The sequence below is a fragment of the Longivirga aurantiaca genome, from assembly GCF_042660085.1.
GTDB lineage: Bacteria > Actinomycetota > Actinomycetes > S36-B12 > CAIYMF01 > Longivirga > Longivirga aurantiaca.
Window position 1 is genome coordinate 2,296,075 of record NZ_JBHSTI010000008.1, and the last position, 24,908, is coordinate 2,320,982.

Genomic DNA, 24,908 nt, shown 5'->3' on the forward strand with positions numbered 1-24,908 from the left:
GTGATGACCACGCGGGCACTGGACGAGAGGGCCGAGTCCCTGCGCGCCCACAGGGTGCCGTTCGTCCATGCCCGCGTGGTCCTCGCCGAACGACCCACCTCGGCGAAGCCCGGCGACGAGGCGGTGATCACCCCTGACGGCGTCATCGAGGGTTTCGTCGGCGGTCAGTGCGCCGAAGGGACGGTGCGCACGCAGGCCCTGTCGCTGCTGTCGTCGGGCGACTCCATGCTGCTGCGCATCACGCCCAACCCCGAGGGCGAGCAGTCGGGCAAGACCGTGGTGCACAACGCCTGCCTGTCGGGAGGCACGCTCGAGATCTTCCTCGAGCCCGTCCTGCCGCTGCCGCTCGTCGCCGTGCTCGGCGACAGCCCGATCGCCCGTGCGATGACCGGGGTCGCCGAGGCGCTCGGCTACGAGGTCTCGACGTACGACGACGCCGACCTCTCGGCCACCGACGCCGTGGTCGTCGCCACCCACGGCAAGCGCGAGGAGAAGACGCTGCAGGACGCCGTGCTCGCGGGCGTTCCGTACGTCGGGCTCGTCGCGAGCCCCAAGCGCGGCGCCGCGGTCGTCGAGTCGCTCGAGCTCACCGACGAGCAGCGCGCACGCATCCACTACCCCGCCGGGCTCGACATCGGCGCGCGCACACCCCAGGAGATCGCGCTCTCGGTCTTCGCCCAGATGGTCTCCGAGCGTCCGCGCGTGCCGCGCACCGCACATGCCGGCACCCACCCGCCGGTCACGGAGCCGCCCGTGACGCGGCTCGGCGTGATCTCGCTGGAGACCGAGACCGCGATCGACCCGGTCTGCGACATGACGGTGACGATCTCGCCGGACGCCCTGCACGCCGATCTCCCGGACGGCGAGCGCGTGTGGTTCTGCTGCCCCGGGTGCCGTCGCGAGTTCCTGAAGCACCCCGAGAAGTACCCTCGATCGTGACCGTCGACGACCTCGTCCCCGACATCGGGACGCTGACCGCGCGCCTCGCCGACGCGGGCTACCTCTCCGACCCCAGCCTCGCGGCCGCGCTCTTCTGCGCCGTACGGCTCCCCCAGCCGCTGCTGCTCGAGGGCGAGGCCGGCGTCGGCAAGACCCAGGCTGCGAAGTCGCTCGCCGAGCTGCTCGACACCCCGCTGCTGCGGCTGCAGTGCTTCGAGGGCATCGATGCCGCCGAGGCGCTCTACGAGTGGAACTACCCGCGGCAGCTCCTCGGCATCCGCCTCGCGGAGGCGCAGGGCGCGGACCTCGTCGAGGAGACGCTGTTCGGCGAGAAGTACCTCGTCCGCCGTCCCCTCATGCAGGCGCTCGAGCACCCCGGTCCCCGTCCGGCCGTCCTGCTGATCGACGAGGTCGACCGCGCCGACGAGGAGTTCGAGGCGTTCCTGTTCGAGCTGCTCGCGGAGTCGACCGTGACGATCCCCGAGCTCGGCACGATCCGCGCGACCCATCCGCCGATCGTGATCCTCACCTCGAACCGCACCCGCGACCTGCACGACGCCCTCAAGCGCCGCTGCCTGTACCACTGGATCGAGTACCCCCCGCTGGCGCAGGCGATCGCCATCGTGCGGGCGCGGGTGCCGGAGGCCAGCGAGATGCTCGCGACGCAGGTGGCCGGTGCGGTCCAGCGGCTGAGGAGCCTGGACGTGCAGAAGCCGCCAGGCGTCGCCGAGGCGATCGACTGGGTCCACGCCGCCCAGCTGCTCGGCATCGAGGAGCTGGACGAGGCGGCCGTGGAGCTCACGCTCGGCTCGGTGCTCAAGTACCGCGAGGACCACGACGTCGCCCGCGCGGCGAGCCTGCGCTGGATAGCCGACCCGGTGCGCGCGGCGAAGCAGTCGGTCGACGACCTGCGCGCCGCCGCGGAGGGGTGAGATGGCCACGGCCGACCTCCCCGCGGTGATCGCGGCCTTCGGCCACCTGCTCCACCAGGCGGGCGTGCCCGTCACCCCCGAGCGCAGCGCCCGCTTCACCCGTGCCGTGCTGCTCGCCGACCCCGCTACCGTCAAGGAGCTGTCGGCCCTGGGCAAGGCGACCCTGCTGTCGCACCACGACCAGGAGGAGGTCTTCGACCGCGTCTTCGGACAGGTCTTCCGCGGCCTCGTCGACTTCGCCGAGTTCCGCGGCGACTCCGCTCCCCCCACGCCGGTGTCGACGCTGCCGAAGGACGACGCCCCGAAGTCCGACTCGTCCCGCGAGGGCGAGGGCGAAGGGAGCCCGACCGGCTCGGAAGGCCTCCCGGGCGAGGGCGAGGCGCAGCCCGAGGACGACGAGCCCAGCCTCCTGGCCGCCGTCAGCAGCGAAGAACGCCTGGGCGCCAAGAACTTCGCCGAGTGCACCGACGACGAGCTCGCGCTGCTGCAGGCACTGGTCTCGCAGCTGCCGCTGCTCCCCCCGATGCGGCGCGCGCGCCGACAGCGCCGGCACGCGGCCGGCGACCGCCTCGACGTGCGCGCCACGCTGCGCGCGTCGCACAAGACCTCCGGCGACCCGGTACGCCGGGTGCACAAGCGGGCGACGCAGCGCGCCCGCCGGGTGGTGCTGATCGCCGACGTGTCGGGATCGATGGAGCCGTACGCCCGCGTCTACCTGCACCTGATGCGCGGCGCGGTCCAGGCGCTCGGCTCCGAGGCGTTCGTCTTCGCGACCCGGCTCACACGGCTCACCCGCGTGCTGCACCACACGAATCCCGACGTCGCCTACCGGCGGGCGGCGGCCGCGGCGCCCGACTGGTCGGGCGGGACCCGCATCGGCAACGCGCTCAAGGCGTTCATCGACGAGCACGGCCGACGCGGCATCGCCCGCGGGTCCGTCGTCGTCATCGTGTCGGACGGGTGGGAGCTCGGCGACCCCGAGCTCGTCGGCCGGATGATGGAGCAGCTCTCGCGCCTGGCGTTCCACATCATCTGGGTCAACCCGCGCAAGGCCGCGGCCGGCTACAAGCCGCTCGTCGGCGGCATGGCCGCGGCACTGCCGCACGTCGACACATTCGTCAGCGGACACTCGCTGCGGGCCCTCGAGGACGTGCTCACGGCCATCCGCGACGCCGCCGTCGTGGGTCGGCGAGTGCACCGCGTGCGGCCGCTGCCGGTCGCGGCCGACGTCGAGCCCGAGGCCGCGCCGCCTGCATCGCCCACCCCGGGCGTCGACCGATTCCCCACCGGCCGCCTCGTCTCCGGGGCCGTGAACGGCTCCTAGCGATCACACGCTGACGGTGGCGCGGACGTCGGCGGCGAAGGCGTCGACGTCCGCCTCGGTGGTCGACCACGCGGTCATCCAGCGCACCTGGTCGGCGTTCTCGTCCCAGACGTAGAACGTGTGCCGCGACTGCAGCGACTCGATGTGCTCCCGGGCGAGCACGGCGAACACGGCGTTCACCTGGACGGGGTGGCTGATCCGTACGCCGTCGAGGCCGTCCAGCGCCGCGGAGAGTCGGGTGGCCATCGCGTTGGCGTGGGTCGCGTTGCGCAGCCAGAGGTCGCCCTCGAGCAGCGCGACCAGCTGGGCGGAGACGAAGCGCATCTTCGACGCGAGCTGCATCGACTGCTTGCGCAGGAACGGCAGCACGTCCGCGAGACCGGGCTTCAGGACGACGACGGCCTCGGCGCCCAGGGCGCCGTTCTTCGTCGCGCCGAACGACAGCACGTCGATGTCGGCGTCACCGGCGAGGTCGCCCAGGGACACGCCGAGCGACGCAGCGGCGTTGGCGAACCTCGCGCCGTCGACGTGCACGAGGAGCCCGCGCCCGTGCGCCCAGTCGGCCAGCGCGCGGAGCTCGGCGACGGTGTAGACGGTGCCGAGCTCGGTCGACTCGGTGAGCGAGACGACCCTGGCCTGCACGTGGTGCTGGTCGCCGATCCCCCACACCGCGCGGTCGACGGCTTCGACCGTGAGCTTGCCCGCCACCGACGGCACGTCGATCAGCTTGGAGCCGAGCAGCTTCTCCGGGGCGCCGCACTCGTCGACGTTGATGTGCGCGCCCTCGGAGCAGACGACGGCCTCGAACGAGCGCGTCATCGCCTGCAGGCTCACGACGTTCGCGCCGGTGCCGTTGAACACCGGGAACATCTGCGCCTGCTCGCCGAAGTGCCTGCGGAACAGCCGCTCGGCCTCATGCGTCACCGGGTCGTCGCCGTACCCCGGCACCCAGCCGGTGTTGGCCTCGGTGATGGCTGCCAGCACGTCGGGGTGCGCGCCTGCGTGGTTGTCGCTGCCGAAGCTCGCGCCGGTCATGGTCCTCCTCCAGGTCCGGCACATCCTCCCGCGCGGCGCGAGGGTGCGGCGACCCGGGTGCGGCTAGGAGAGGGTGACGACGCCGTCGAAGCCCATGCGCCCGTATGTGCCGCCGGACGCGTTCATCACGGTCACGCGGTGCAGGCCCGGCGAGCCGAAGTTCACCACGTACGCCATCCGCGTGGCCGTGCCGCTGCCCTTCATGTTCACGCCGCCGACCTTGACGCCGTCGACGTACACAGCCACCCAGCCGTTGCGACCCCCGCGCTGCAGCAGGATGCCGACGCTGCTGCCGCGCACCAGGGCGGTCGCGAAGGCGCCCTTCCGGGTGGTCTTGTGGATCGCCTTGCCCAGCGAGCTGCTCGGGAACGACATCGTCCACGAGCCGCCGTACTTCATCGTCGGGTTCGAGGCGTCGCTGCGGTAGGTCGCGGTCGTCGCGCCACGAGCGCTCACCACCGTGCCGTCGAGCGCCGTCGCCGTCGCGGTGAAGACCCGCACGGAGCCGGTGCGGCTCGCGAGCCCGGTCTTCTGCGACCATTTGACCGCGACGCTCGCCGCGGCAGCCGGATCGGTCGCAGGCGTCGTGACCTTCCAGCTCCAGCGCATCGGGACGACAGGCCCGTACGGCGAGACGGTCACGCCGCCGGCACGCAGCCAGGGCTGCGGCACGGTCAGCTCGGGCCGGGGCGGCGGCACGTAGCGCGGGTCGGAGTCCGCGAGGCCGTTGCGGTACTCGACCACGGCGCCGTCGGCATCCTGCGACACGACGCGCACACCGAGGTAGCCGTCGGCGAGGTCGATCCACACGCCCACGGGCAGCGCGGCGTCGAGCTGGCCGAACGAGGAGTCGGGGGTGGCGGGCCTGCCGTCGAGCAGGAAGGACTCGCGGTCGGAGAACGTCGAACCCGAGGGCAGCGACGCCGGGTCGAACTCCTTGCGCACGGTGACGCCGAGCGATCCCCAGCCGGGCAGGCCCGTCATCCACGCGTCGCGGCCGACGGCGGCGCGGTACTCCAGCACGTAGCGGGAGCCGCCGCGCGTCAGCGTGAGCGCCCGCGTCCCCGTGCCCAGAGCGATGGGCGCGAGCGTCACCTGGCCGTCGTCCGACGGCTCGGGGTTCGAGGCGGCGTCGAGGATGCCGAGGTCGCGCAGGTGCGAGGCGTTGAGGTGCCCCTGGTTCTGCCACGACACGGCCATGATGTCGTTGGTGTCGCTGTACGACCGCTCGGTGCACGCAGACGCCAAGGCGTCGAGGACGCGGACCCCGCCGTCGCTGCAGTCGAGCAGCTGCGAGTGGCCGAGGCCCAGGTTGTGGCCGAGCTCGTGCCCGATCACGCCGGTGGTGTTGTAGCCGTTGGACCACACCAGGCCGCCGCTGGTGCTGTCGCCGCCGATCGTGCCGAGGCCCGCGATGCCGCCACAGGCGGGCAGGGCCTTGAAGTACACGAGCAGGTGCTTGCCCGCGCCCTCGGTGAAGCCGGTCTTGGCCTTCACCTCGTTCCAGAAGGTGAACGACGTGCCCACGCTGCCGCTCGAGCACGGGGTCGTGGTGGTCGTGACGACGCTGGGGTACGCCGTCGCCACGAAGCCGACTGCCCCGTCCGTCACGTCTGACCAGTAGGCGTCGACCGAGCCGTTGACGGTGGCGGCGACGTCCGCAGCGCTCACCGACGAGGCTGATCCGCCGGACGGCGTCGCGACGACGACCAGCACCTGGTGCGGCGAGTCCGCCGCCGAGGTGGCGGCTGCGGCGACGGCGACACCTGCCCCGGTGTCGGTCACGTTCGCCGCGGGCTCGGCGAGCACCTGGACGGCGGTCACGTCGGCCCCGGCCTCGGCGTCGGCCGACTCCGCGGTGACGACGGCGTCGTCCGGTGCCACGGCGTCGACGCCGTTCTCGGAGACCTCGACCGTCGGGGAGTCGGCAAGACCCACGCGGACCGTGGCGCCGTCCTCGACATGCTCGAGCGCGGACGCGGGCACCTGCACCGCGCCCTCGGCCGTGTTCACGAAGGTGACGGCATCGGCGTGGGCTTCCGGCGCCTCGAACGCATCGATCTCGAACCGCTCGACCGTGCCGACCACGACCAGCTCCGCGCCCGGAGTCCCCCCGGCCAGCGCGTCGGCCGGCGGCAGGGCCAGCGAGAGGGTCGCCGCCACGGCGACGGCCGTGAGGACCGCTCTGCGCGCGCCACGGCGTCCGGGCATGGCTCGGCCCGGAGCCGCGACGAGCCAGGGACGCACTGCCATACCCATGTCTTCGCCCGACATGGGCCCCGCCTCGTTGCTCCGAACGGGTGATCGCCCGGACGGAGTCATAGGGTTGGCGCCATGGCGAGCTCCGAGAACGGCCGCGGCCTCGACCGCATCGTGTGGGTCGACTGCGAGATGACCGGTCTCGACCTGGGCTCCGACGCCCTCGTCGAGGTGGCCTGCGTCGTCACCGACGGCGAGCTCACCGAGCTCGACGCCGGCGTCGCCGTGGTCATCCGCCCGCCGGACGAGCCCTTCGCGAACATGCCCGACGTCGTCCGCGAGATGCACACGGCGTCCGGCCTCATCACCGAGATCCCCGAGGGCACGACGCTCGCCGCCGCCGAGGCCCTCGTGCTCGACTACATCAAGAGCCACGTGCCCGAGGCCCGCAAGGCCCCGCTCGCGGGCTCGAGCGTGTACGTCGACCGCGGCTTCCTCGCCCGCGACATGCCCGAGCTCGACGCGTGGCTGCACTACCGCCTCGTCGACGTCTCCTCGATCAAGGAGCTCGTCCGCCGCTGGTACCCCCGCGTCTACTTCAGCGCCCCGGCCAAGCGCGGAAACCACCGTGCCCTGGCGGACGCCCGCGAGTCGATCGCCGAGCTGCGCTACTACCGCGAGACCGTGCTCGTACCCCAGCCGGGCCCGGACACCAACGGGGCCCGGGAGGTCGCGAGCCGCCACCTGCTCGAGCCGTTCGTGCCCGCCGAGGCCTCCGAGGGCCCGCCGGCCTGACGCCCGTACCTGGCCGCCGGGCCTGCCTCACGGTCGGTGTCGACGACCGCCCGTTCGGAGCACGGCCTCCGGGCCGGTATGCTTCCTACCCGGCCCCGCCGCCCGGTCCTGCACCGGGTACGCGACGGCTGATGGTGGGTGTAGCTCAGCTGGTAGAGCACCTGGTTGTGGTCCAGGTGGCCGCGGGTTCAAGTCCCGTCACTCACCCCACACAGCACGCAGCGGGCCCCAGTTCTTCCGGGGCCCGCTTCGTGCTGTCAGGCGTGAGTCCCTCTCCGTCGAGTGCGGGAGCGCAGCGAGGCGGTCGACGGACCCGTCACTCACGCCCAGGAACAGTGGACGGCGGCTCACCGAGCCACGCGACGAACGCGCCACCAACCCGCCGAAGCGAGCCCGAGCGCGAGCCCGAGCGCGGGCCCGACCGATTCGGTAGTGCGAAATCGGCGCAGAGCGCGAGTTTCCACTACCGAATCGGCTCAGGTGAGGCGGCCGCCGACGAGATGCAGGACGACGTCGGCGGCGTCCGGACGCTCGCGAGCCGCGGGAGGAGCGTGTCCCTGCCGGAGCAGGACCCCTCCGGGGAGCACGACCAGATCACCGCCCTCGGCCGCAGGGATGGCGTCGTCGAGCCCAGGGGGCGGGCCGACCAGGTGGGCTGAGGGTCAGGCGAGGATCGCGACGCCGTCGAAGCCCAGGGCGCCGGTGGCGCCGCCGGTCATGTTGACGACCTTCACGGTGTGGGTGCTGGTCGAGCCGAAGGACTTCACGACGGCGACGCGGACGCTGCTGGCGGTCGCGCTCATGTCCACCGTGGCGACCTTCACGCCGTCCACGAGCACCGCGACCGTTCCGTGGTGCGATCCGCGCTGCAGCAGCACCGCGATGCTCGACGCCGTCACGGTCGTGGTGGCCGAGGCGTACTTCGTCGAGGTCCGGTGGAGGCTGCCGCCGTTGGCCGACGACGTCGTGCTCAGGGTCCAGGGTCCGACGTACGTCGTCGCGACCCGGTCGCTGCGGTAGTTGGCCTTCGTGGCACCGGTCGCCGTCCAGATCGTGCCCTCGCCGTCGGTCACCGTCGTCGTACGGCGCAGCATGTTCCACGCGCTAGACGCGAGCCCCGTGGTGAGCGTTCGCGCGGTGGTGGTGCCGGCCTCGGTGGTCACGCCCCACGACCAGGTGACGGGGACGACCGGGCCGCTCGACGTACGGGTCATGGTGCCTGTGCGCAGCGAGGCGACGGGGTCGGTCATGCCGAGGACGGCGACCGCGAGCTGCGTGACTGCCGGAACTCCGCCGATCTCGTAGTCGACGACGGCCGCGGAGGACGAGGTCGAGACGAGGCGCACGCGGAGCCTGCCGTCGGCCAGCTCGACCCAGGAGTTGCGCGGGAGCGCTGCGTCGAGCGCGCCGAGCGACGCGTCAGCGGTCGAGGGGTCGCCGTCGAGCAGGAGCGACTCGCGCAGCGGGAACGACGTGCTGCCCGCGGTCTCCCGGCGCACGGTCACACCGGTGGAGCCCCACCCGGGGGCGCCGGCCATCCAGGCGTCCTGCCCCGTCGCGGCGCGGAACTCGAGCACGTACGACGTGGTGCCGTCCGCCAGCGTGAGCAGCCGCAGTCCGGCGCCGCTCTCGAGCGGGGCGAGCACGGCGCGACCGGACCGGGTTGGCCGGGCCTGGGCGGACGACGACGTGAGCAGGCCGAGGTAGCGCAGGTGCGACCCGTTGAGGAAGCCCTGGTTCTGCCACGAGACGCCCATGATGTCGTTGGTGTCGAGGTACGACTTCTTCACGCAGGCGGCGCCTGCGGCGTCGGTGACGCGAGTCCCGCCGCTCGTGCAGGCGAGGGTCGAGGAGTGGCCGAGGCTGAGGTTGTGACCGAGCTCGTGGCCGAGGACGCCGGTCGTGTTGTAGCCGTTGCTCCAGAGCATGCCGCCCGAGGCCCGGTCCGATCCGACCGTGCCGAGCCCGGCGATGCCGCCGCAGGAGGTCAACGTGCGGAAGTAGACGACGAGGTGCTTGCCCGGTCCCTCGCTCCACCCGGTCGTGGCCTTGATCTCGTTCCAGAACTCGAACGACGTCGACGCGTCGCCGCTGGCGGCGCACGGGGTGGACGCGGTCTTCACGACCGACGGGTACGCCGTGGCGTCGAACGTGACCGAGCCGCCCGTCATCCTCGACCAGTAGCTGCTGACCGAGCCGCGGACGGTGGCGGCGACGTCGGCTGCCGACACGCTCGAGGCCGTCCCGTTCGACGGCGTGGCGACCACGACGAGCACGTGGTGGCTCGCGCTGCTGGTGGCCTGCACCGTGACCGCAGCGGGAGCCGCACCTGTGCCGGTGTCGGTGAGCCCGGCCGCGGGCTGCGCGACGACGGCGAGCCCGGTGACGGCCGCCCCGGCCTCGGTGTCGGTGCCGTCGGTCACGAAGGGCTCGACACCGGACGCCGACACCTCGGCGGTTGCCGAGTCGGCCAGCGAGACACGGACCGTGGCCCCGTCCGCCACCTGTGCGAGCGCCGAGGCCGGCACCTGTACGGCGGCGTCGCCGGTGTTCACGAACGTGAGCGATGCGTCGTCCTCGCCGGCCTCGTGGCTGGCGAAGTCGTCGACGAGGAACCGCTCGACAGTGCCCGTCACGACCAGCTCGGAATCGGGACCGGACGCCGCGGCCGACGCCGCGGGGGCGAAGCCGACCACCAGGCCGACGGCGACGGCACAGGCCGTCGCTGCCAGGACCGGGGCATGGCGTCGCGTCATGCCCACTGCTTCGGCGACCCGCTCCCCCGGTCTTTCGGCCCACTGCTCCGTTCGGGTCGCCGGGTTGTGTGACGCGGCCGACATCCCCGCGATGACCGGTCATCGACGGTCACGCACCGTGCGCGACCACGCCGTACGACCTCCCGCCGCCCCGGCGTTCCGACCGCGCAACGTGACGGCACCCGGTCGTCCGCCTGCCGCCGGCGCTGGCAGACTCGAGCCGTGACCGCACCGCCGCCCGAGAACCCGGCCACCGCACCCGTCCCCGCGACCGAGCACGAGGACGAGGGCAGGTACGACGCCGGCGACCCGCACCGCCGGCGGTCGGCGCATCTGCTCGGCCTCATCGTGAGCGGCGCCGTGCTCGCCACCGCCCCGGACGACTACCGGCTCGCCCGCGTCTGCGCCGCGCTGGTCGCGACGCTCGCCGTCTACTGGATCGCCGAGACGTACGTGCACTGGATCGCCACCCGCACCATCCACAGGCGCGACCTCACCGGCCCCGAGCGCATGCGGATCGTGAAGGACGGCTGGCCGCTCATGGCGGCGAGCATCGTCCCGGTCGTCGTGCTGCTCGTGGAGGCGCTGCTGCAGATCGAGACGGCGACGGCGGTCAAGGTGGCCCTGGTGGTCAACACCCTGCTCCTCGGCCTGGTCGGCTGGAACATGGGCCGCGCCGGCGGCCTGCGCGGCGCCCGGCTCCTCGCGTCGTCGTGCCTCACCGCGCTGTTCGGCGTCGTCATGATCGTCCTCAAGTCCAGCCTGCACTGACCCGGACGTGCGAGAGCCCCGCAGCGCTAGGCGCTGCGGGGCTCTCGACCGTGGATCGGTGCGTCAGGACGCGAGCGCCTTGGCCTTGATCGCGTCGAACTCCTCCTGGGAGATCGCACCCGAGCTGAGCAGGTCGTGCGCGTTCTTGATCTGCGCGGTCGGGTCGGCCGCGGGGGCCGCCACCGAGCGGATGTAGTCGGCCTGGGCGGCCTCGGCGGCCCTGTACTGCGCCATGTCGCGCTCGGTCATGCCCTTGCCGCGGGCGATGACGTAGATCAGCGCCGCGAGGAGGGTGAGCGCGAACAGGAAGATCAGCCAGCCGGCCTTCGCCCAGCCGCTGAGGTCATCGCTGCGGAAGATGTCCACGATGATGCGGAACAGCAGGATGAAGTACATGACCATGAAGAAGAAGACGAGGAGCGTCCAGAGCCAGTCGACGAGGTTCATCGCTGAGCCTTTCCTTTAGTGAAGTGGCCCGTGGCCGGGCCGCGGTCCGGCCGGGATTGGCGGCCGGTGCGGTTCGCACCGCCGTGACGCACAGGGTGCCTCCCGGCCCCCTCGAACGTCCCAGCAGACATCCTGGCCCATCCGACTCTCCGGGGTCGGACAGACACAGAAAGTCGGTCGGTTCGTGACCATCGGCCCGGGGCCCGGACGAGCGGCGACACACCGCTCGCACAGGTCTAGGTTGGATCTGCGGGACACCCACGCGGGCCTGCACCAGGACGCGGGGCACGGTCCCGTACCGCGCGGCCTGCTCGGCCGCTCGGTCGGCGGGAGGGGTCCTCCGTATGAGCACCACGAGAACACCATCAGCAGCACCGCTGGCGCCGCAGAAGCCCGGACGGGCGCTGGGCCTGCCCCAGGCCACCGCGCTCATCGTCGGCAGCATCATCGGGGTCGGGATCTTCAACCTGCCCGGCTCCCTCGCCTCGTACGGCCCCATCAGCATCTGGGCCATGGTCCTCACCACCGTGGGCGCCCTCGCCCTCGCCCTGATGTTCGCCAGCATGTCCCGGCGGCTTCCCGCCGACGGCGGACCGTACGCCTACGCGCGTACGGCGTTCGGCAACGGGACGGGTTTCGCCAACGCGTGGTCCTACTGGATCACCGCATGGGCGGGCAACGCCGCGATCGTGGTCGGCTGGGTGTTCTACGTCCAGTACGTCATCGGCGGCTGGCTCGACGCCCAGGGCCTCGACACCGGCTGGCTGGGCACGACGGTGCCGATCCTCGGCCAGGACCTCGCCGTCTGGCCGGTCCTGTTCGCGGTCGTCGGGCTCTGGCTGCCCGCCGGCGTCAACCTGCTCGGCGTGAAGAACATGGGCGCGGTCCAGCTCTGGACGTCGGTCATCAAGTTCGTGCCGCTGGCGCTGATGTCGACGGTCGGCCTGTTCGCCATCTCGACCGACAACTTCAGCCCGATGAACCTCTCCGGCGACAGCGACGCGCAGGCGATCCTGGGCGCGATGGCGCTGTGCCTGTTCTCCTACCTCGGCGTCGAGACGGCGTCGGTCGCCGCGGCCAAGGTGCGCAACCCCGACGTGAACGTCCCCCGCTCCACCATCTTCGGCACGCTCGCGACCGCAGCGGTCTACCTGCTGTCGCTGATCGCGGTCTTCGGCTCGGTCCCGAGCACGGTGCTCGGCGAGAGCTCCGCGCCGTACTCCACGGCGGCCGACGCGATGACCGGTGGCACCTGGGCCGGCTGGGTCGTCGCCGCCTGCGTCATCATCTCCGGCTTCGGAGCGCTCAACGGCTGGACCATGATCTGCGCCGAGATGCCGCTCGCCGCAGCCAACGACGGCCTCTTCCCCACGCGCTTCGGGCGCATGTCCGCGCGCGGCGTCCCCGCGTTCGGGATCATCGCCTCCACAGTGCTCGCCACGGTGGCGGTGGTGTTCGCCAACTGGGGCAGCAGCGGCTACACGGTGTTCAACACCCTGGTCTACATGTCCGGCATCACCGCGGCGATCCCGTACATCTTCTCCGGGCTGGCGCAGCTGAAGTGGCGCATCACCGACTCGAGGAAGGTCCACACCCCGAGGCTCGTCCGCGACCTGGTCGTCGCCGTGGTCGCGATCGTGTTCTCCGTGCTCTTCATCGTCTACTCGCGGAACACCGGTGACGAGAACACCCTCATCCAGGAGTACGCACCGTTCATCATGGCTGGTGCCGCCTTCGTCATCGGGATCCCGGTCTACCTGTCCCAGCGCAAGCGGATGACCGAGCCCGAGCCCGTCCCCGACTACCCGACAACGCGCACGGAGGTGGCCTCATGACGTTCCACGTCGACTCGGAGGTGGGAGTCCTCAAGCAGGCGATCCTGCACCGGCCCGGCCTCGAGCTCTCACGCCTGACGCCGCAGAACGTCGAGGACCTGCTGTTCGACGACGTCATGTGGGCCGAACGGGCGCGCGAGGAGCACGACGCGTTCGCCGCCAGCCTGCGCGACAAGGGCGTCACGGTGCACCTGTTCCACGAGCTCCTCGTCACCGCGCTCGACCAACCCGGGGCGCGGGACTTCATCGCCGACGAGCTCACCACCGCCAACCGCTTCGGCCCCGCGCTCGAGGCACAGCTCGACGAGCTCGTGCTCCGGGCGCCGGCCGAGACGCTCGCCGAGGTGCTCATCGGCGGCGTGCTGCGCAAGGACATCGATCTCGACGAGGGCGCCAGCCTGCTGTGGGCCTATCTCGAGCCGATGGACTTCCTGCTCCGCCCGCTGCCGAACCACCTCTTCCAGCGCGACAACTCCGCCTTCGTGTACGACGGGCTGTCGGTTAACCCGATGTCGAAGCCCGCCCGCAAGCGGGAGACGATCAACTCCCGCGCGGTGTGGAACTTCCACCCGATGTTCCGCGACGCCGGGCTGCACTTCTACTACGGCAACGACAACGAGTACCACGACCCCGCGAACGTCGAGGGCGGCGACATCCTCGTGATCGGCAACGGCGCGGTCATGGTCGGCATGGGAGAGCGGACGACCCCGCAGGGCGTGGAGTTCCTCGCCCGGCAGTGGTTCGCCCACGGCAAGGTCACCCGCGTGATCGTCGTCGAGCTGCCCAAGGAGCGGGCGTTCATGCACCTCGACACCGCCATGACGATGATCGACCGGGACGCCTTCAGCGTGTACCCGTTCCTGTCCGGGAACCTGCGCTGCTTCACCCTCGAGCCCATCGGGTCCGGTGAAGGCGACTACAAGGTGGCCGAGCACGACGAGCTCTTCCCCGTCGTGGCCGAGTCGCTCGGGCTCGACCGGCTGCGGGTGCTCAAGACGCCGATCGACGAGCACGGCGCCGCGCGCGAGCAGTGGGACGACGGCAACAACTTCCTTGCCGTCGCACCGGGAGTCATCTTCGGGTACGAGCGCAACACCACCACCAACACGTTCCTGCGCCGCAACGGGATCGAGGTCGTCACCATCGCCGGCTCGGAGCTCGGACGCGGCCGCGGCGGCCCGCGCTGCATGACCTGCCCCATCGAGCGCGAGCCCGTGGGCTGAGGCCCTCTAGGCTCGGAAGACACGTGAGAGACGGAGACAAGACGAGATGTCGTTCAACCTGCGCAACCGCGACTTCCTGAAGGAGGTCGACTTCACCACCCAGGAGCTGCAGTTCCTGCTCGACCTCGCGCGCGACCTCAAGCGCGCGAAGTACTCGGGCACCGAGGTGCAGCGCATGCGCGGCAAGAACGTGGCGCTGATCTTCGAGAAGACCTCGACGCGCACGCGCTGCGCGTTCGAGGTCGGCGCCTACGACCAGGGCGCGAACGTGACCTACCTCGACCCGTCCGGGTCCCAGATGGGGCACAAGGAGTCGACCGCCGACACCGCGCGCGTGCTGTCGCGCATGTTCGACGCGATCGAGTTCCGCGGCTCGGCGCAGTCCACCGTCGAGGAGCTCGCGGCGTACTCCGACGTGCCGGTCTACAACGGCCTCACCGACGAGTGGCACCCGACCCAGATGCTCGCCGACTTCCTCACGATGTCGGAGCACTCGGGCGGCAAGCAGATCTCGGACATCGCCTACTGCTACCTCGGGGACGCCCGCTCCAACATGGGCAACTCGCTTCTGGTCATGGGCGCCATCATGGGCTCGGACGTGCGCATCGCGGCCCCGAAGGAGCTGTGGCCGTCCGACGAGGTCCAGGAGATCGCCCGCCAGCGCGCAGAGCAGTCGGGCGCGCGCATCACGCTGACCGAGGATCCCGCCGAGGGCCTCGCCGGCGTCGATCACGTGCACACGGACGTCTGGGTCTCCATGGGCGAGCCCAAGGAGGTCTGGGACCAGCGGGTGCACCTGCTCGCGCCGTACCAGGTCAACGCCGCCGCGATGAAGGCAACCGGCAACCCGCACGCGAAGTTCCTGCACTGCCTCCCCGCGTTCCACGACACCAACACGGTCGTGGGCCGCGACATCGCGGCGAAGACCGGCATGACCGAGGGCCTCGAGGTCACGCACGACGTGTTCGAGTCCCCCGCGTCGGTCGTGTTCGACCAGGCCGAGAACCGCCTGCACACGATCAAGGCGATCATGGTCGCCACGATCGGCGACTGAACCCGCCGCGTCAGTCAGCACGAACGGAGAAGCCCGGGTCCTGGCCCGGGCTTCTCCGCGGGTCTACCGTCGCCCGCATGACGGTCACCATCCCCTGGCTCGGGGTCCTCGTCGCGTTCGTCGTCGCGTTCGTCGCGAACTTCCTGTGGTTCGGCCCCAGGACGATGTTCCCGATCTGGTGGCGTGCGCTCGGCCACACGGACGGCGAGCAGCTCGAGAACGGCGACGGCATGGCCAAGGTCTTCGGCCTCACCGTGGTCGGCCTGCTCGTGCAGGTGCTCACGATGTCGTGGATCCTGCAGGCCTGCGCCGCGCTCTACGACCAGGAGGTCACGGTCGGCACGGGGCTCCTCGTCGGTGCGCTGGTGGGAGCGGGCATCGCGGCCGCGGCCTCGCTCGGCCACCGGCTCTTCTCCGGCCAGGGCCTCAAGGTCTGGGCCATCGAGGTCGGCGGCGACATCCTCGGGCTCACCCTCATCGGCGGCGTGCTCAGCTTCTGGCTCTGATCCTCGCCGCGCCACGCGCTCCTCGGCGTCGGCCACCGGTGACGGGCGCACCGGTTCCTGGCGCCCCTGCCGTGGCGGAAACCGGCGTGCTCGAGTCGTCCCTGCTGAGCCGGGCCTCGGTCTCCTCGCGCTCGCTGGGCAGATCCTGGGGCAGCGCACTCGACCCCCGGCCTCCCTGCGGGAACCTCTGCCGGATGCCGCCGCCGGGCCTAGGGTCGGGCCTGCCGAACGAGGAGGAGGACGCATGGATCCGGCCACCACCAGCCTGCTGGTGCTCGCCGCCGTCGTCGTCCTGTTCATCTGGAACCGGCTGCCCGTCGCCGCGGTCGCCGTCCTCACGGCCCTCACGCTGTGGGCGACCGGGCTGCTCGACTACGACCAGGTGCTCGCGGGGTTCGGCGACCCGGTCGTGGTGTTCATCGCCTCGCTGTTCGTCGTGTCCGAGGCCATCGACTCGGCGGGCGTGACGAACTGGGCGGGCCAGACCCTGCTCGCGCGCATCGGCGACCGGCCGAGGGCCGCACTCGTCGCGGTGATGGCTCTCGCCGCCGTGATGAGCGCCCTCATCACCCTCAACGGCGCCGCCGCGGCCCTGCTGCCGATGGTCGTGGTGATCGCGATGCGCCTCAAGGTGGCGCCCGCGCACATGCTGCTGCCCATGGCCTTCGCGGGGAGCTCCGGCTCGCTGCTCATCCTCACGGCCAGCCCCATCAACGTGCTCGTGTCCGACGCGTCGTCCGACGCCGGAGCGGGCGGCTTCGGCTTCTTCGAGTTCGCCGTGGTCGGCATCCCGCTGGTGCTCGGCACCCTTGCGATCTGCGCGCTGATCGCCGAGAAGGTGCTGCCCGTCCGCGAGTCCCTCATGCTGCCGCCCGACCTCAGCCGCTACGCCAGCACCGTGCAGGACCACTACGACCTCACCGACGGGTTCCACCGCCTGCACGTCCGCGAGCACTCCCCGCTCGTGGGTACGTCCGCGGACCGGCTCGACCTCGCGCCGTACGCCGGTGTCACCGTGACGGCCGTGCAGGCCAGCGATGGCACGGTGAGCAGGGGCGCGCTCGAGGCGGGCGACGTCCTCGTCGTCACTGGGCCGTCGGACGTCGTGTCGCGCCTCGCCATGGACCTGGTGCTCACGGTGGCGATGCGTCCGGTCACCGACTCGACCGGCGTGCTCATCACCGACGAGATGGGCGTCGCCGAGCTCGTGGTGCCCCCGCGGTCGCCGCTCGTCGGCGAGTCCGTGTTCGCCGGGCAGCTGCGCAGCTCTGACGTCGTGATCCTCGCGATCCGGCGTCGGGGCAAGGATCTCGGCGCCGGCCCGGTCGACCTCGTCGAGGGCGACCTCCTGCTCGTGCACGGCGCCTGGTCGGCCGTGGACTCGCTCGTCGACCACCGCGACGTCGTCGTCGTGAACAGCCCGGACCTGGTCCGCCGTCAGGCCGCCCCGCTCGGCAGCCGTGCCTGGCGAGCAGTCGCCGTCCTCGCCGTGATGATCCTGCTGCTCGCGCTCGGGCTGGTGCCGGCGTCCATCGCGGGGCTCGGAGCCGCCGTCGCCATGGTCCTGCTGCGCGTGATCTCCGGGCCGCAGGCGCTGCGCTCGATCTCCTGGCAGACGGTCGTCCTCATCGGCGGCCTCATCCCGCTGTCGACCGCGATCCGCACGAGCGGCGCGGCTGACCTGCTCGCCTCGTGGCTGCTCGCCGTCGTCGGCGACGCCGGCCCGATCGTGCTGCTGCTCGCGCTCTTCGTGATGACCGCGACGCTCGGCCAGTTCATCAGCAACACCGCGACGGTGCTGATCCTGCTCCCCGTCGCGGTGGCCGCCGCGACGGAGTTCGGGGTGTCCGTGCAGCCGGTGCTCATGACGCTCGCCATCGCCGGCGCGTGCAGCTTCCTCACGCCCGTGGCGACCCCGGCCAACATGATGGTCATGGGGCCGGGCGGCTACCGCTTCAACGACTACTGGCGGCTCGGCCTGCCCCTCCTCCTCTGGTGGCTCGTCGTCGCCCTCGTCGTCGTCCCGCTCGTCTGGCACTTCTGAGCCCCGCGAGTTACTGCCCCATTGGCCGTTGAGCGGCCGTCTTCAACGACGTTCTGGGCAGTAACTCGCGGACTCCGAGGCGCGGGGTCGGCGGCGCGGGACGGGCGGCGGGGCGGGCCGGCAGCCTCAGGCGACGAGGTGCAGCGTCTCGGGGTCGCGCGGTGCGATCTCGAGGATGGTGCACTCCCACGGACCGGCGGGACCGTCCACGACCACGGTGTCGCCCGCGCGCGCGCCGAGCAGCGCGGCCCCGAGCGGCGACGAGGCGCTGACGCGGTGGTCGTCGAGCATGGCCTCGATCGCCGGCACCGGCCGCACCCAGGTGCCCTCGCCGTCGACGAGGCTGATCCGGACGTAGCTGCCGAGCTCGACGACGTCGCCCGAGGGCGCCGGCAGGGTCACCGCGCGGGCGAGCAGCCGCTCGAGCCAGACCGCCTCGACGCACAGCCGCTCGAGCCGTGTCACGTCGCGCGGGTCGCGCCGCCGCTTGTCGAGCCCCGTCCGCGCCTCGGGGATGGCGACCTCGAGCAGGTGCTGCGCGCGCAGCTGCATGAGGAAGCGGCCGTCGGCCGTGAGCAGGGGGCGCTCCGCGGATCGCCGGGGGCCGGCGGACGGGCGGACGCGCGCCCCCTGGATCGGGCGGGGGCGGGTCGTGGGGTTCATGGTTCCTCCTGGCAGGGCTCGGTCGGATGGCAGCCGTGGCTGCTCCGCCGGTGGTCTCCCGCCGCCGCGGCTGGTGCCGCGACCCCTCGACCCGGGCCCTGGGGCCGTGCTGACGAGTCGAAGGTGATGGGGTACTCCCCGCCGATCAGATGCGGACAGTTTCCGGAAATCTAAATCCTCTGTCAAGCCCGGCCGCGCAGGTCCCGCATGCGGTGCGGCCCTCCGCTGGCAGGCTGTGCCCGTGACCAGCGCCCTCGTCGTCATCGACGTCCAGAACGAGTACGTGACCGGTGCCCTGCCGATCGTCCACCCCCCGGTCGACGAGGCGCTCATCCGCATCGGCGAGGCGATCGACGCCGCCATCGCGGCCGGCCTCCCCGTGGTCGCGGTGCGGCACACCGAGCCCGACCCGAGCGGCGGCATCTTCGTGGCGGGCACGCCGGCGTGGGAGCTGCACGACGTCGTCGCCTCGCGGCACCACGACATGGTGATCGACAAGCAGCTTCCCGGCTCGTTCACCGGCACCCCGTTGCAGGAGTGGCTGTCCGAGCGCGGGATCGACCATGTCGTCATCGCCGGGTGGATGACGCACATGTGCGTCGACTCGACCACCCGCCAGGCGATGCATCGCGGGTTCGACGTCACCGTGCTCGTCGACGCGACCGGCACGATCGACATCGCCGACGACCTTCCCGCAGCGCTGGTCCACCGGGTCGAGCTCGGCGTGCTGGGCGACGGCTTCGCCCAGCTGCGCTCGACCGCCGACTGGGTGGCCGACCTGGCATGACCGACCGCACCTCGGTCGCCCGCACCCTCGACCTCAACGCCGACCTGGGCGAGGGCGTCGCGACATCCGCCCTCGACGCGACCCAGGTCGATGACGCCCTCCTCGCTGTCGTCACCAGCGCCAACGTCGCATGCGGCGGCCACGCCGGCGACGCGTCGTCGATGGCTCGTGTGTGCGCCGTCGCGGTCGAGCGAGGTGTGGCGATCGGCGCCCAGGTGTCGTACGTCGACCGCGCAGGATTCGGCCGCCGGCGGCTCGACGTCGATGCACGCACGCTGCAGGCCCAGCTGCTCGAGCAGCTCGGCGAGCTGCGCACCCACGCCCGCGCCGCGGGCGGACGCGTGGCGTACGTGAAGCCGCACGGCGCCCTCTACAACACCGCTGCGGACGACCCCGAGGTGGCGGACGCCGTCGTCTCGACCGTGCTGGCCGACGCCGACAGCCACCGGCAGCTGCCGGTCCTCACCCTCCCCGGAAGCGCCCTGGCCCTGCGGGCGCGGGCGGCCGGGATCGAGGTGGTGGCCGAGGCCTTCGCCGACCGCGCCTACACCCGTGCCGGTCGGCTCGTCCCGAGGTCGCACGACGGTGCGGTGATCACGGACCCCGACGCGGTCGTCGCCCGCGTCCTGCGGCTCGAGAGCGACGGCCTGCTGGAGTCGGCCGATGGCCACGACATCGCCATCGACGCGCGGTCGGTGTGCCTGCACTCCGACACCGACGGCGCGGTCGACCTCGCCCGCAGCGTGCGCCAGGCGCTGTGGGCGGCGGGCGTGGTGCTGGTGCCGTTCTCCGGCGTCCGATGACAGCCGTCACGCGCGTCGCCCCCTGCGGCGACCTCGCGCTGCTCGCGGACTGCCAGGATCCCGCCGGGGTCGCCGCCGCCGTGCGCGCCGCAGAACTCCCCGGGGTGGTGGAGGCCGTCCCGGGCGCCGCCACGGTGCTCGTGCGCCACACCGCCGCGGCGGACCGCCCCGCCCTCGCCCGCCGCATCGCCGCGCTCGAGCCGGCTCCGCGGTCGGACGGCGCCTCGGCCGTCGTCGTGGTGCTCGTGCGGTACGACGGAGCCGACCTCGACGACATGGCCGACCTCGTCGGGCTCAGCCGCGAGGAGGTCGTGGCCCGGCACCAGGCGTCGGAGTTCGAGGTGGCGTTCTGCGGGTTCTCCCCCGGCTTCGCGTACCTGTCCGGCCTCGACCCGCGGCTCGTCGTCCCGCGCCTGGCGACGCCGCGCACGTCGGTGCCGGCGGGCGCCGTCGCGGTGGCCGACGTGTGGTCGGCGATCTACCCGCGCGAGTCGCCCGGCGGGTGGCGCCTGCTCGGCACCACCGACGCCCCGCTCTGGGACGAGACCCGCACCCCGCCCGCCCTGCTCGCGCCCGGGACGCCGGTCCGTTTCCGCCAGGTCTCGCCATGATCGAGGTGGTGGCACCCGGGCCGCGCGCCCTGGTGGAGGATCTCGGCCGCCCGGGATGGGCGCAGTACGGCGTCGGCCCGTCCGGTGCGTACGACCGGGGGGCCCTTCGCCTCGCCAACCGGCTCGTCGGCAACCGCGAGGAGGCCGCCGCCGTCGAGGCGCTCGGCGGCGGCCTCGCTCTCCGCGCCCTGGTGCCCGTGGTCGTCGCGGTGACCGGGGCCGACGGCCCGGTGACCGTCACCGCGTCCGACGGAGGGGCCTACGAGGTCGGGAGGCGGGCCCCCGTGCACCTCGCGACAGGGGCGACCCTCGCCCTCGGGCAGCCCAGCCAGGGCCTGCGCAGCTACGTCGCCGTCCGCGGGGGGCTCGCCGTACGCCGGACCTTCGCCAGCGCGTCGACCGACACCCTGGCGGGCCTGGGCCCGGCACCGCTGGCCGCTCGCGACCGCCTCCCGCTGGGGTCGGACGGCGTGCGCCACCCGCACGTCGACCACGCCCCGCACCGGCCCTCCGGCGGGCCGCTGCGCGTCGTCCCCGGACCCCGCGACGACTGGTTCGCCGAGGGCGCGCTCGGCCTGCTGCTGGCCGCCTCGTGGACCGTGACGCCGCAGAGCGACCGCGTCGGAGTGCGCCTCGACGGCCCGCTGCTCGTGCGCCGGCCCGAGCGCGGCGAGCTGCCCAGCGAGCCCGTCGTGACGGGCGCTCTGCAGGTGCCTCCGGACGGCCGTCCGGTGCTCCTCGGCCCCGACCGTCCGACAACCGGTGGGTATCCGGTGATCGGTGTGGTCGTCGACGCCGACCTCGACCGGGCCGCACAGCTGCGTCCTGGTGACCAGCTGCGATTTCGCTTGGCCTGACTGGGATTTCCAAGATCTGTCCAAGGTCTGTCCAAGGCACGCAGAGTGACCTCGGTCGCGACACGCCCCCGGTCGGAGCAATGCCCGAGCGTCACCACCCGAACGGGTCACCATGAATCCACCCGCACTGACGAGACTGCATATGACCGAGGAGGTGATGACCATGACGACGCTCGAACGCACAGCAGGTGCAAGCGACGTGATGGAGCTGTTGCGTCAGGGAGTGCCCCTGACGTTGCTGCTGGACCTCGCCGATCCCCGCGGTCCCCGATCCCTGGAGCTCCTGCTCCTGGAGAGGGACGCCGCCTAGCGAGGTCACCACTCCGTCCGTCCCCCACGCCGCGGGCACGGGCACCGAGGCCCGACGGCCGTGAACCGTCGGACCGGCCCCTGGAAGAGGGCCTCCCATAACTCAATTTCATCCCCGGCTCACACCCGGTGTATCCTTTCCCCGCACCTTGCGCCGCTAGCTCAACTGGCAGAGCAGCGGACTCTTAATCCGCGGGTTGTAGGTTCAAGTCCTACGCGGCGTACTGGTGGAGAGGCCCGGTCTTCGGACCGGGCCTCTTCCTTGTGACCTGCGGCTTCACCCGCGTGCGACGCCGATCGCGGCCATCGCAGGAGCCGATCGCGGATCGGCCGCTCAACGGCCGTGGTGCCCGTGCGGTTGCACAGGGCAGCGCCGACGTCGTCTGCGCCGCCCGCTGCGGCCTGGCTGGACACCGCCTGACCTCAGCCCGGCAGCATCCCGTAGGCGTACGTCGGGCGCACGGACAGCACGAGCCGGCGGTCGGCCACCATCGCACGGCGGTAGTCGTCCCAGTCGGAGTGCTCGCCGGACAGCGCGCGGTAGTAGTCCACGAGCGTGTCGACGGTGGCGTCGGCCGGGTCGGCGGCCACGGGCGAGAGCTCGGCCTCGCCCTCGAGCACGACGTACGACCAGAAGTCGTCGGCTGGCACGTGCAGGGAGACGCGCGGGTCGCGGGCGAGGTTCTTGGTCTTGGCCCGGTCGGCGGTGAGCGACACGCGCATCACGCCGTCGGCGTCGGTCCACTGCGAGACGTGCGAGCTCTGCGGGCGGCCGTCCTTCTTCAGCGTGATAAGCACGCAGCGCCGGTGGCCGCGGGCGTAGTCGAGCGCAGTGGCGAGATCGGTCATGGGAGGGCCTCCGACGGTGATGGTCCCGCCACCGTACGGCGAGAGGCCTCCTGGCGCTGCCGGGTCGGCACGACGGCGCACGTCCCCCCACGAGTGGAGGCCACCGCACGCTCAGCGTCCGGAGTGCCGGCTCTCAGCATCCTCATACGTTCGCCCGCCACCCTGGGCGGCGTAACGTGCGCCAGTTCCGTGCCGCGGCACGCTCGGACCGAGGAGACCACCATGGACCAGGACCGCCCCGGCCTCACTCCCCCGCCGGCCGGCAGCACCCCCGGCGACCTCCCGGCAGCGCAGCCCGAGACCGGCACGACCGAGGTGCTGGCGTCCGCGCAGCGCGGCCGACGGATCGGCACCGGCGTGCTCGTCGCGGCCGTGGGCATCGCCGCGCTCGGCGTCGCCGGTGCGACGTACGCCGCAGCGTCCGACCCGTCGCCCTCGGCGTCGGGCAGGGGCTCGTCCGAGGGCCCGCCGGCGGCCCCGGGCGACGGCGACGGCGACAGGGACGGCGACGGCGGCCACAGGGGCGACGGCCAGGGTGGCCCCGATCGTGGCGGCCATGGCCCCCGCGGCGGCTTCCCGGGCGCCGTGCACGGCACGTTCGTGGTGCCGAACCAGGACGGCACCGGCTACCAGACCATGCAGATGCAGCACGGCACCGTCACGGCAGTCTCCGCGACCTCGATCTCGGTGACGAGCGCGGACGGCTTCACCGCCACGTACGTCGTGGACGCCGGCACGAAGATCAACCGCGACGGCGCGATCGCCGACATCACGGCCGACGCCGACGTCATGGTGATGGGCATCGTGGACGGCAGCACGGTCACCGCCGAGCGCGTCGTCGACACCGCGGCCTTCGGCGCGGGGGGCGAGCGCGACCACGGCGGCACAGGCCCGGGCGGCCTGAAGTCGGGAGAAGCCACCCCGAGCGCCGCCGCCTGAGGCATCCTCTAGCCGAGACCCCCGCGTCGCCCCCGTCGCGGGGGTCTCGCCTGTCCGGGGTCAGTCGACGGGCTCGGGATCGTCCATCGGGTCGAGCACGGCCCAGATCATCGGGATCTGCAGCGGCATCCGGGCCCAGGCGATCAGCGCCGTGGTCGAGGTGATCCCGTCATCGGCCGTGGCGCCGAGCGCGAACTGCAGGTTGGACGGCCACACCGCGAGCAGGACGACCGCGCTGGCGGGCCCGGCCCAGCGGCGGCGGGTCATCAGCCCGTAGGCGCACACGAGCTCCACGGCGCCCGCGGCCAGGTTCACCGCCACCGGGGCCGGCACCCACGGCGGCATGAAGTCGTCGAAGGCCGAGGGCCGCACCACGTGCAGCACCCCGGACGCCGCGAACAGCCCCGCCACTGTCAGGCGCACCCCGCGGCGCACGCGCTCGACGCGGCTCACGGTGCCGGCCACGTCTCGGGGATCCCGTGGCCGCCGTCGGCCACGAGGGTCGCACCCGTGACGAACGACGCCGACTCGTGCGCGAGGAAGAGCACGGCGGCCGCGACCTCGTCCGGAGTGCCGCTGCGTCCGAACGGCCCGTGGCGCGCGGCGTCCGCCTCGAAGTCGAGCTGCGACGAGGTGGCGACGTACCCCGGGGCGACGACGTTCACCGTGATGCCGTCGGCCACGACCTCGAGGGCGAGGCTGCGCGAGAGCCCGACGAGGGCGGCCTTGGACGCGGCGTACGACGCCTGCCGCGGCATGCCGTTCACCGGGCCGGTGGTGGACGAGACCGTGACGATGCGGCCGTAGCCGGCGGCGCGCATCGTGGGGACCACAGCCCTGCTCGCGAGGAACGCCGTGGAGAGGTTGCGCGAGATCGCGGCGTCCCAGGCGGGCAGCGGCAGGTCGGCGACCTCGCCGTCGACGTCCCAGCCGGAGACGACCGAGGTCATGCCCGCGTTGTTCACGAGGATGTCGAGGCGGCCCCAGCGGCTGACGGCGGCGGCGACCAGCAGGTCGGCGGCGCCGTCGACGGTGAGGTCGGCGACCACGCCGACCGCGGACGGGCCGAGCTCGGCCGCGCGCTCGTGCACGCGCTCGCTGGTGGCGCCGAGCACCACGGCGGCTCCCTCGGCCGCGAACGCCCGCGCGCAGGCGAAGCCGATCCCGTCGGGCGAGCCTGCACCCGTCACGATCGCGACCCGTCCGTCGAACCTGCCCATGCGGACCGCC

24 protein-coding genes and 2 tRNA genes are annotated in these 24,908 nt (G+C 72.4%); 18 read left to right on the plus strand and 8 right to left on the minus strand.

What is annotated here, in order from left to right; genetic code table 11:
- The first annotated feature begins 3 nt into the window (after positions 1-3).
- Genes ACFQGU_RS14905 through ACFQGU_RS14915 form a run of 3 tightly spaced genes read left to right on the plus strand, consistent with a single transcriptional unit; the run spans position 4 to position 3,195 of the window.
- On the plus strand, positions 4-939 hold the full coding sequence (locus ACFQGU_RS14905) for an XdhC family protein (RefSeq protein ID WP_386768313.1): 936 nt from the start codon (positions 4-6) through the stop codon (positions 937-939).
- A complete protein-coding gene (locus ACFQGU_RS14910) occupies positions 936-1,871 on the plus strand; it encodes an AAA family ATPase (RefSeq protein ID WP_386768004.1) in 936 nt (311 codons plus the stop codon). Before ACFQGU_RS14905 ends, ACFQGU_RS14910 begins: the two co-directional genes overlap by 4 nt.
- A gap of 1 nt (position 1,872) precedes the next feature.
- Complete coding sequence (locus tag ACFQGU_RS14915; protein ID WP_386768006.1) at positions 1,873-3,195, plus strand: vWA domain-containing protein; 1,323 nt, start codon at positions 1,873-1,875, stop codon at positions 3,193-3,195.
- A 3-nt stretch (positions 3,196-3,198) separates the two neighbouring features.
- Here the strand turns inward: ACFQGU_RS14915 and ACFQGU_RS14920 are convergent, their stop codons facing one another.
- Positions 3,199-4,230, minus strand: coding sequence for a threonine aldolase family protein (locus tag ACFQGU_RS14920; protein ID WP_386768008.1), 1,032 nt, complete (start codon positions 4,228-4,230; stop codon positions 3,199-3,201).
- A 63-nt stretch (positions 4,231-4,293) separates the two neighbouring features.
- Positions 4,294-6,504 (minus strand): zinc-dependent metalloprotease family protein, encoded by a 2,211-nt coding sequence (locus ACFQGU_RS14925; RefSeq protein ID WP_386768010.1) that lies wholly within the window; start codon positions 6,502-6,504, stop codon positions 4,294-4,296.
- 60 nt (positions 6,505-6,564) lie between these two features.
- Between ACFQGU_RS14925 and orn the strand changes: the two genes are divergently transcribed.
- Entirely contained in the window at positions 6,565-7,224 is a 660-nt protein-coding gene (gene orn / locus ACFQGU_RS14930) for an oligoribonuclease (protein WP_386768011.1), read from the plus strand.
- 134 nt (positions 7,225-7,358) lie between these two features.
- Positions 7,359-7,434 (plus strand) — tRNA-His (locus ACFQGU_RS14935).
- A gap of 452 nt (positions 7,435-7,886) precedes the next feature.
- Here the strand turns inward: ACFQGU_RS14935 and ACFQGU_RS14940 are convergent.
- Entirely contained in the window at positions 7,887-9,980 is a 2,094-nt protein-coding gene (locus tag ACFQGU_RS14940; protein ID WP_386768013.1) for a zinc-dependent metalloprotease family protein, read from the minus strand.
- Positions 9,981-10,202: 222 nt separating this feature from the next.
- On the opposite strand from ACFQGU_RS14940, the gene ACFQGU_RS14945 reads away from it, so the two are divergent.
- Positions 10,203-10,751: a hypothetical protein gene (locus ACFQGU_RS14945; RefSeq protein ID WP_386768015.1), complete on the plus strand. Its 549-nt coding sequence runs from the start codon at positions 10,203-10,205 to the stop codon at positions 10,749-10,751.
- 63 nt (positions 10,752-10,814) lie between these two features.
- Here the strand turns inward: ACFQGU_RS14945 and ACFQGU_RS14950 are convergent, their stop codons facing one another.
- Positions 10,815-11,198, minus strand: a complete 384-nt coding sequence (locus ACFQGU_RS14950; RefSeq protein WP_386768017.1) for an SHOCT domain-containing protein — start codon at positions 11,196-11,198, stop codon at positions 10,815-10,817.
- Between the two features lie 344 nt (positions 11,199-11,542).
- Between ACFQGU_RS14950 and ACFQGU_RS14955 the strand changes: the two genes are divergently transcribed.
- From ACFQGU_RS14955 to ACFQGU_RS14975, 5 genes are all read left to right on the plus strand, one after another.
- Complete coding sequence (locus tag ACFQGU_RS14955; RefSeq protein ID WP_386768019.1) at positions 11,543-13,033, plus strand: APC family permease; 1,491 nt, start codon at positions 11,543-11,545, stop codon at positions 13,031-13,033.
- Positions 13,030-14,256 (plus strand): arginine deiminase, encoded by a 1,227-nt coding sequence (locus ACFQGU_RS14960; protein ID WP_386768021.1) that lies wholly within the window; start codon positions 13,030-13,032, stop codon positions 14,254-14,256. The genes ACFQGU_RS14955 and ACFQGU_RS14960 overlap by 4 nt, the downstream gene beginning before the upstream one ends.
- A 46-nt stretch (positions 14,257-14,302) precedes the next feature.
- Positions 14,303-15,310, plus strand: coding sequence for an ornithine carbamoyltransferase (gene argF, locus ACFQGU_RS14965; RefSeq protein ID WP_386768023.1), 1,008 nt, complete (start codon positions 14,303-14,305; stop codon positions 15,308-15,310).
- A gap of 77 nt (positions 15,311-15,387) precedes the next feature.
- Positions 15,388-15,816 carry a DUF1761 domain-containing protein gene (locus ACFQGU_RS14970; RefSeq protein WP_386768025.1) on the plus strand — a complete coding sequence of 143 codons (429 nt, stop codon included), beginning with the start codon at positions 15,388-15,390 and terminating at the stop codon, positions 15,814-15,816.
- A 244-nt stretch (positions 15,817-16,060) separates the two neighbouring features.
- A complete protein-coding gene (locus tag ACFQGU_RS14975; RefSeq protein WP_386768027.1) occupies positions 16,061-17,860 on the plus strand; it encodes an SLC13 family permease in 1,800 nt (599 codons plus the stop codon).
- A gap of 126 nt (positions 17,861-17,986) precedes the next feature.
- On the opposite strand, the gene ACFQGU_RS14980 is transcribed toward ACFQGU_RS14975, so the two are convergent.
- Positions 17,987-18,523, minus strand: a complete 537-nt coding sequence (locus tag ACFQGU_RS14980; protein ID WP_386768029.1) for a GreA/GreB family elongation factor — start codon at positions 18,521-18,523, stop codon at positions 17,987-17,989.
- 241 nt (positions 18,524-18,764) lie between these two features.
- Between ACFQGU_RS14980 and ACFQGU_RS14985 the strand changes: the two genes are divergently transcribed.
- From ACFQGU_RS14985 to ACFQGU_RS15010, 6 genes are all read left to right on the plus strand, one after another.
- Positions 18,765-19,310 (plus strand): cysteine hydrolase family protein, encoded by a 546-nt coding sequence (locus ACFQGU_RS14985; RefSeq protein ID WP_386768031.1) that lies wholly within the window; start codon positions 18,765-18,767, stop codon positions 19,308-19,310.
- Entirely contained in the window at positions 19,307-20,113 is an 807-nt protein-coding gene (locus tag ACFQGU_RS14990; RefSeq protein ID WP_386768033.1) for a LamB/YcsF family protein, read from the plus strand. The genes ACFQGU_RS14985 and ACFQGU_RS14990 overlap by 4 nt, the downstream gene beginning before the upstream one ends.
- Positions 20,110-20,724: a 5-oxoprolinase subunit B family protein gene (locus tag ACFQGU_RS14995; protein WP_386768035.1), complete on the plus strand. Its 615-nt coding sequence runs from the start codon at positions 20,110-20,112 to the stop codon at positions 20,722-20,724. Before ACFQGU_RS14990 ends, ACFQGU_RS14995 begins: the two co-directional genes overlap by 4 nt.
- Positions 20,721-21,581: a 5-oxoprolinase subunit C family protein gene (locus tag ACFQGU_RS15000; RefSeq protein ID WP_386768037.1), complete on the plus strand. Its 861-nt coding sequence runs from the start codon at positions 20,721-20,723 to the stop codon at positions 21,579-21,581. Before ACFQGU_RS14995 ends, ACFQGU_RS15000 begins: the two co-directional genes overlap by 4 nt.
- A 142-nt stretch (positions 21,582-21,723) precedes the next feature.
- The gene (locus tag ACFQGU_RS15005) at positions 21,724-21,891 is read left to right on the plus strand and encodes a hypothetical protein (RefSeq protein ID WP_386768039.1); all 168 of its coding nucleotides are present in this window, start codon (positions 21,724-21,726) and stop codon (positions 21,889-21,891) included.
- Between the two features lie 150 nt (positions 21,892-22,041).
- A tRNA-Lys gene (locus ACFQGU_RS15010) sits at positions 22,042-22,114 on the plus strand.
- Between the two features lie 199 nt (positions 22,115-22,313).
- On the opposite strand, the gene ACFQGU_RS15015 is transcribed toward ACFQGU_RS15010, so the two are convergent.
- Positions 22,314-22,739, minus strand: coding sequence for a PPOX class F420-dependent oxidoreductase (locus ACFQGU_RS15015; RefSeq protein ID WP_386768041.1), 426 nt, complete (start codon positions 22,737-22,739; stop codon positions 22,314-22,316).
- 222 nt (positions 22,740-22,961) lie between these two features.
- Between ACFQGU_RS15015 and ACFQGU_RS15020 the strand changes: the two genes are divergently transcribed.
- A complete protein-coding gene (locus tag ACFQGU_RS15020) occupies positions 22,962-23,678 on the plus strand; it encodes a hypothetical protein (RefSeq protein ID WP_386768043.1) in 717 nt (238 codons plus the stop codon).
- A gap of 60 nt (positions 23,679-23,738) precedes the next feature.
- Here the strand turns inward: ACFQGU_RS15020 and ACFQGU_RS15025 are convergent, their stop codons facing one another.
- Both ACFQGU_RS15025 and ACFQGU_RS15030 read right to left on the minus strand, forming a co-directional pair.
- The gene (locus ACFQGU_RS15025; protein ID WP_386768045.1) at positions 23,739-24,143 is read right to left on the minus strand and encodes a DoxX family protein; all 405 of its coding nucleotides are present in this window, start codon (positions 24,141-24,143) and stop codon (positions 23,739-23,741) included.
- Positions 24,128-24,898 (minus strand): SDR family NAD(P)-dependent oxidoreductase, encoded by a 771-nt coding sequence (locus tag ACFQGU_RS15030; protein ID WP_386768047.1) that lies wholly within the window; start codon positions 24,896-24,898, stop codon positions 24,128-24,130. The genes ACFQGU_RS15025 and ACFQGU_RS15030 overlap by 16 nt, the downstream gene beginning before the upstream one ends.
- Between the last annotated feature and the right edge of the window lie 10 nt (positions 24,899-24,908).

What these genes read in the sequence shown, in the direction of transcription:
- ACFQGU_RS14905 (WP_386768313.1), top strand. Translation starts at nt 4, where the DNA reads ATGACCACGCGGGCACTGGACGAGAGGGCCGAGTCCCTGCGCGCCCAC.
- ACFQGU_RS14915 (WP_386768006.1), top strand. Translation starts at nt 1,873, where the DNA reads ATGGCCACGGCCGACCTCCCCGCGGTGATCGCGGCCTTCGGCCACCTG.
- ACFQGU_RS14920 (WP_386768008.1), bottom strand. Translation starts at nt 4,230, where the DNA reads ATGACCGGCGCGAGCTTCGGCAGCGACAACCACGCAGGCGCGCACCCC.
- ACFQGU_RS14925 (WP_386768010.1), bottom strand. Translation starts at nt 6,504, where the DNA reads ATGTCGGGCGAAGACATGGGTATGGCAGTGCGTCCCTGGCTCGTCGCG.
- orn (WP_386768011.1), top strand. Translation starts at nt 6,565, where the DNA reads ATGGCGAGCTCCGAGAACGGCCGCGGCCTCGACCGCATCGTGTGGGTC.
- ACFQGU_RS14940 (WP_386768013.1), bottom strand. Translation starts at nt 9,980, where the DNA reads ATGACGCGACGCCATGCCCCGGTCCTGGCAGCGACGGCCTGTGCCGTC.
- ACFQGU_RS14950 (WP_386768017.1), bottom strand. Translation starts at nt 11,198, where the DNA reads ATGAACCTCGTCGACTGGCTCTGGACGCTCCTCGTCTTCTTCTTCATG.
- ACFQGU_RS14955 (WP_386768019.1), top strand. Translation starts at nt 11,543, where the DNA reads ATGAGCACCACGAGAACACCATCAGCAGCACCGCTGGCGCCGCAGAAG.
- ACFQGU_RS14960 (WP_386768021.1), top strand. Translation starts at nt 13,030, where the DNA reads ATGACGTTCCACGTCGACTCGGAGGTGGGAGTCCTCAAGCAGGCGATC.
- argF (WP_386768023.1), top strand. Translation starts at nt 14,303, where the DNA reads ATGTCGTTCAACCTGCGCAACCGCGACTTCCTGAAGGAGGTCGACTTC.
- ACFQGU_RS14970 (WP_386768025.1), top strand. Translation starts at nt 15,388, where the DNA reads ATGACGGTCACCATCCCCTGGCTCGGGGTCCTCGTCGCGTTCGTCGTC.
- ACFQGU_RS14975 (WP_386768027.1), top strand. Translation starts at nt 16,061, where the DNA reads ATGGATCCGGCCACCACCAGCCTGCTGGTGCTCGCCGCCGTCGTCGTC.
- ACFQGU_RS14980 (WP_386768029.1), bottom strand. Translation starts at nt 18,523, where the DNA reads ATGAACCCCACGACCCGCCCCCGCCCGATCCAGGGGGCGCGCGTCCGC.
- ACFQGU_RS14990 (WP_386768033.1), top strand. Translation starts at nt 19,307, where the DNA reads ATGACCGACCGCACCTCGGTCGCCCGCACCCTCGACCTCAACGCCGAC.
- ACFQGU_RS14995 (WP_386768035.1), top strand. Translation starts at nt 20,110, where the DNA reads ATGACAGCCGTCACGCGCGTCGCCCCCTGCGGCGACCTCGCGCTGCTC.
- ACFQGU_RS15000 (WP_386768037.1), top strand. Translation starts at nt 20,721, where the DNA reads ATGATCGAGGTGGTGGCACCCGGGCCGCGCGCCCTGGTGGAGGATCTC.
- ACFQGU_RS15005 (WP_386768039.1), top strand. Translation starts at nt 21,724, where the DNA reads ATGACCGAGGAGGTGATGACCATGACGACGCTCGAACGCACAGCAGGT.
- ACFQGU_RS15015 (WP_386768041.1), bottom strand. Translation starts at nt 22,739, where the DNA reads ATGACCGATCTCGCCACTGCGCTCGACTACGCCCGCGGCCACCGGCGC.
- ACFQGU_RS15020 (WP_386768043.1), top strand. Translation starts at nt 22,962, where the DNA reads ATGGACCAGGACCGCCCCGGCCTCACTCCCCCGCCGGCCGGCAGCACC.
- ACFQGU_RS15030 (WP_386768047.1), bottom strand. Translation starts at nt 24,898, where the DNA reads ATGGGCAGGTTCGACGGACGGGTCGCGATCGTGACGGGTGCAGGCTCG.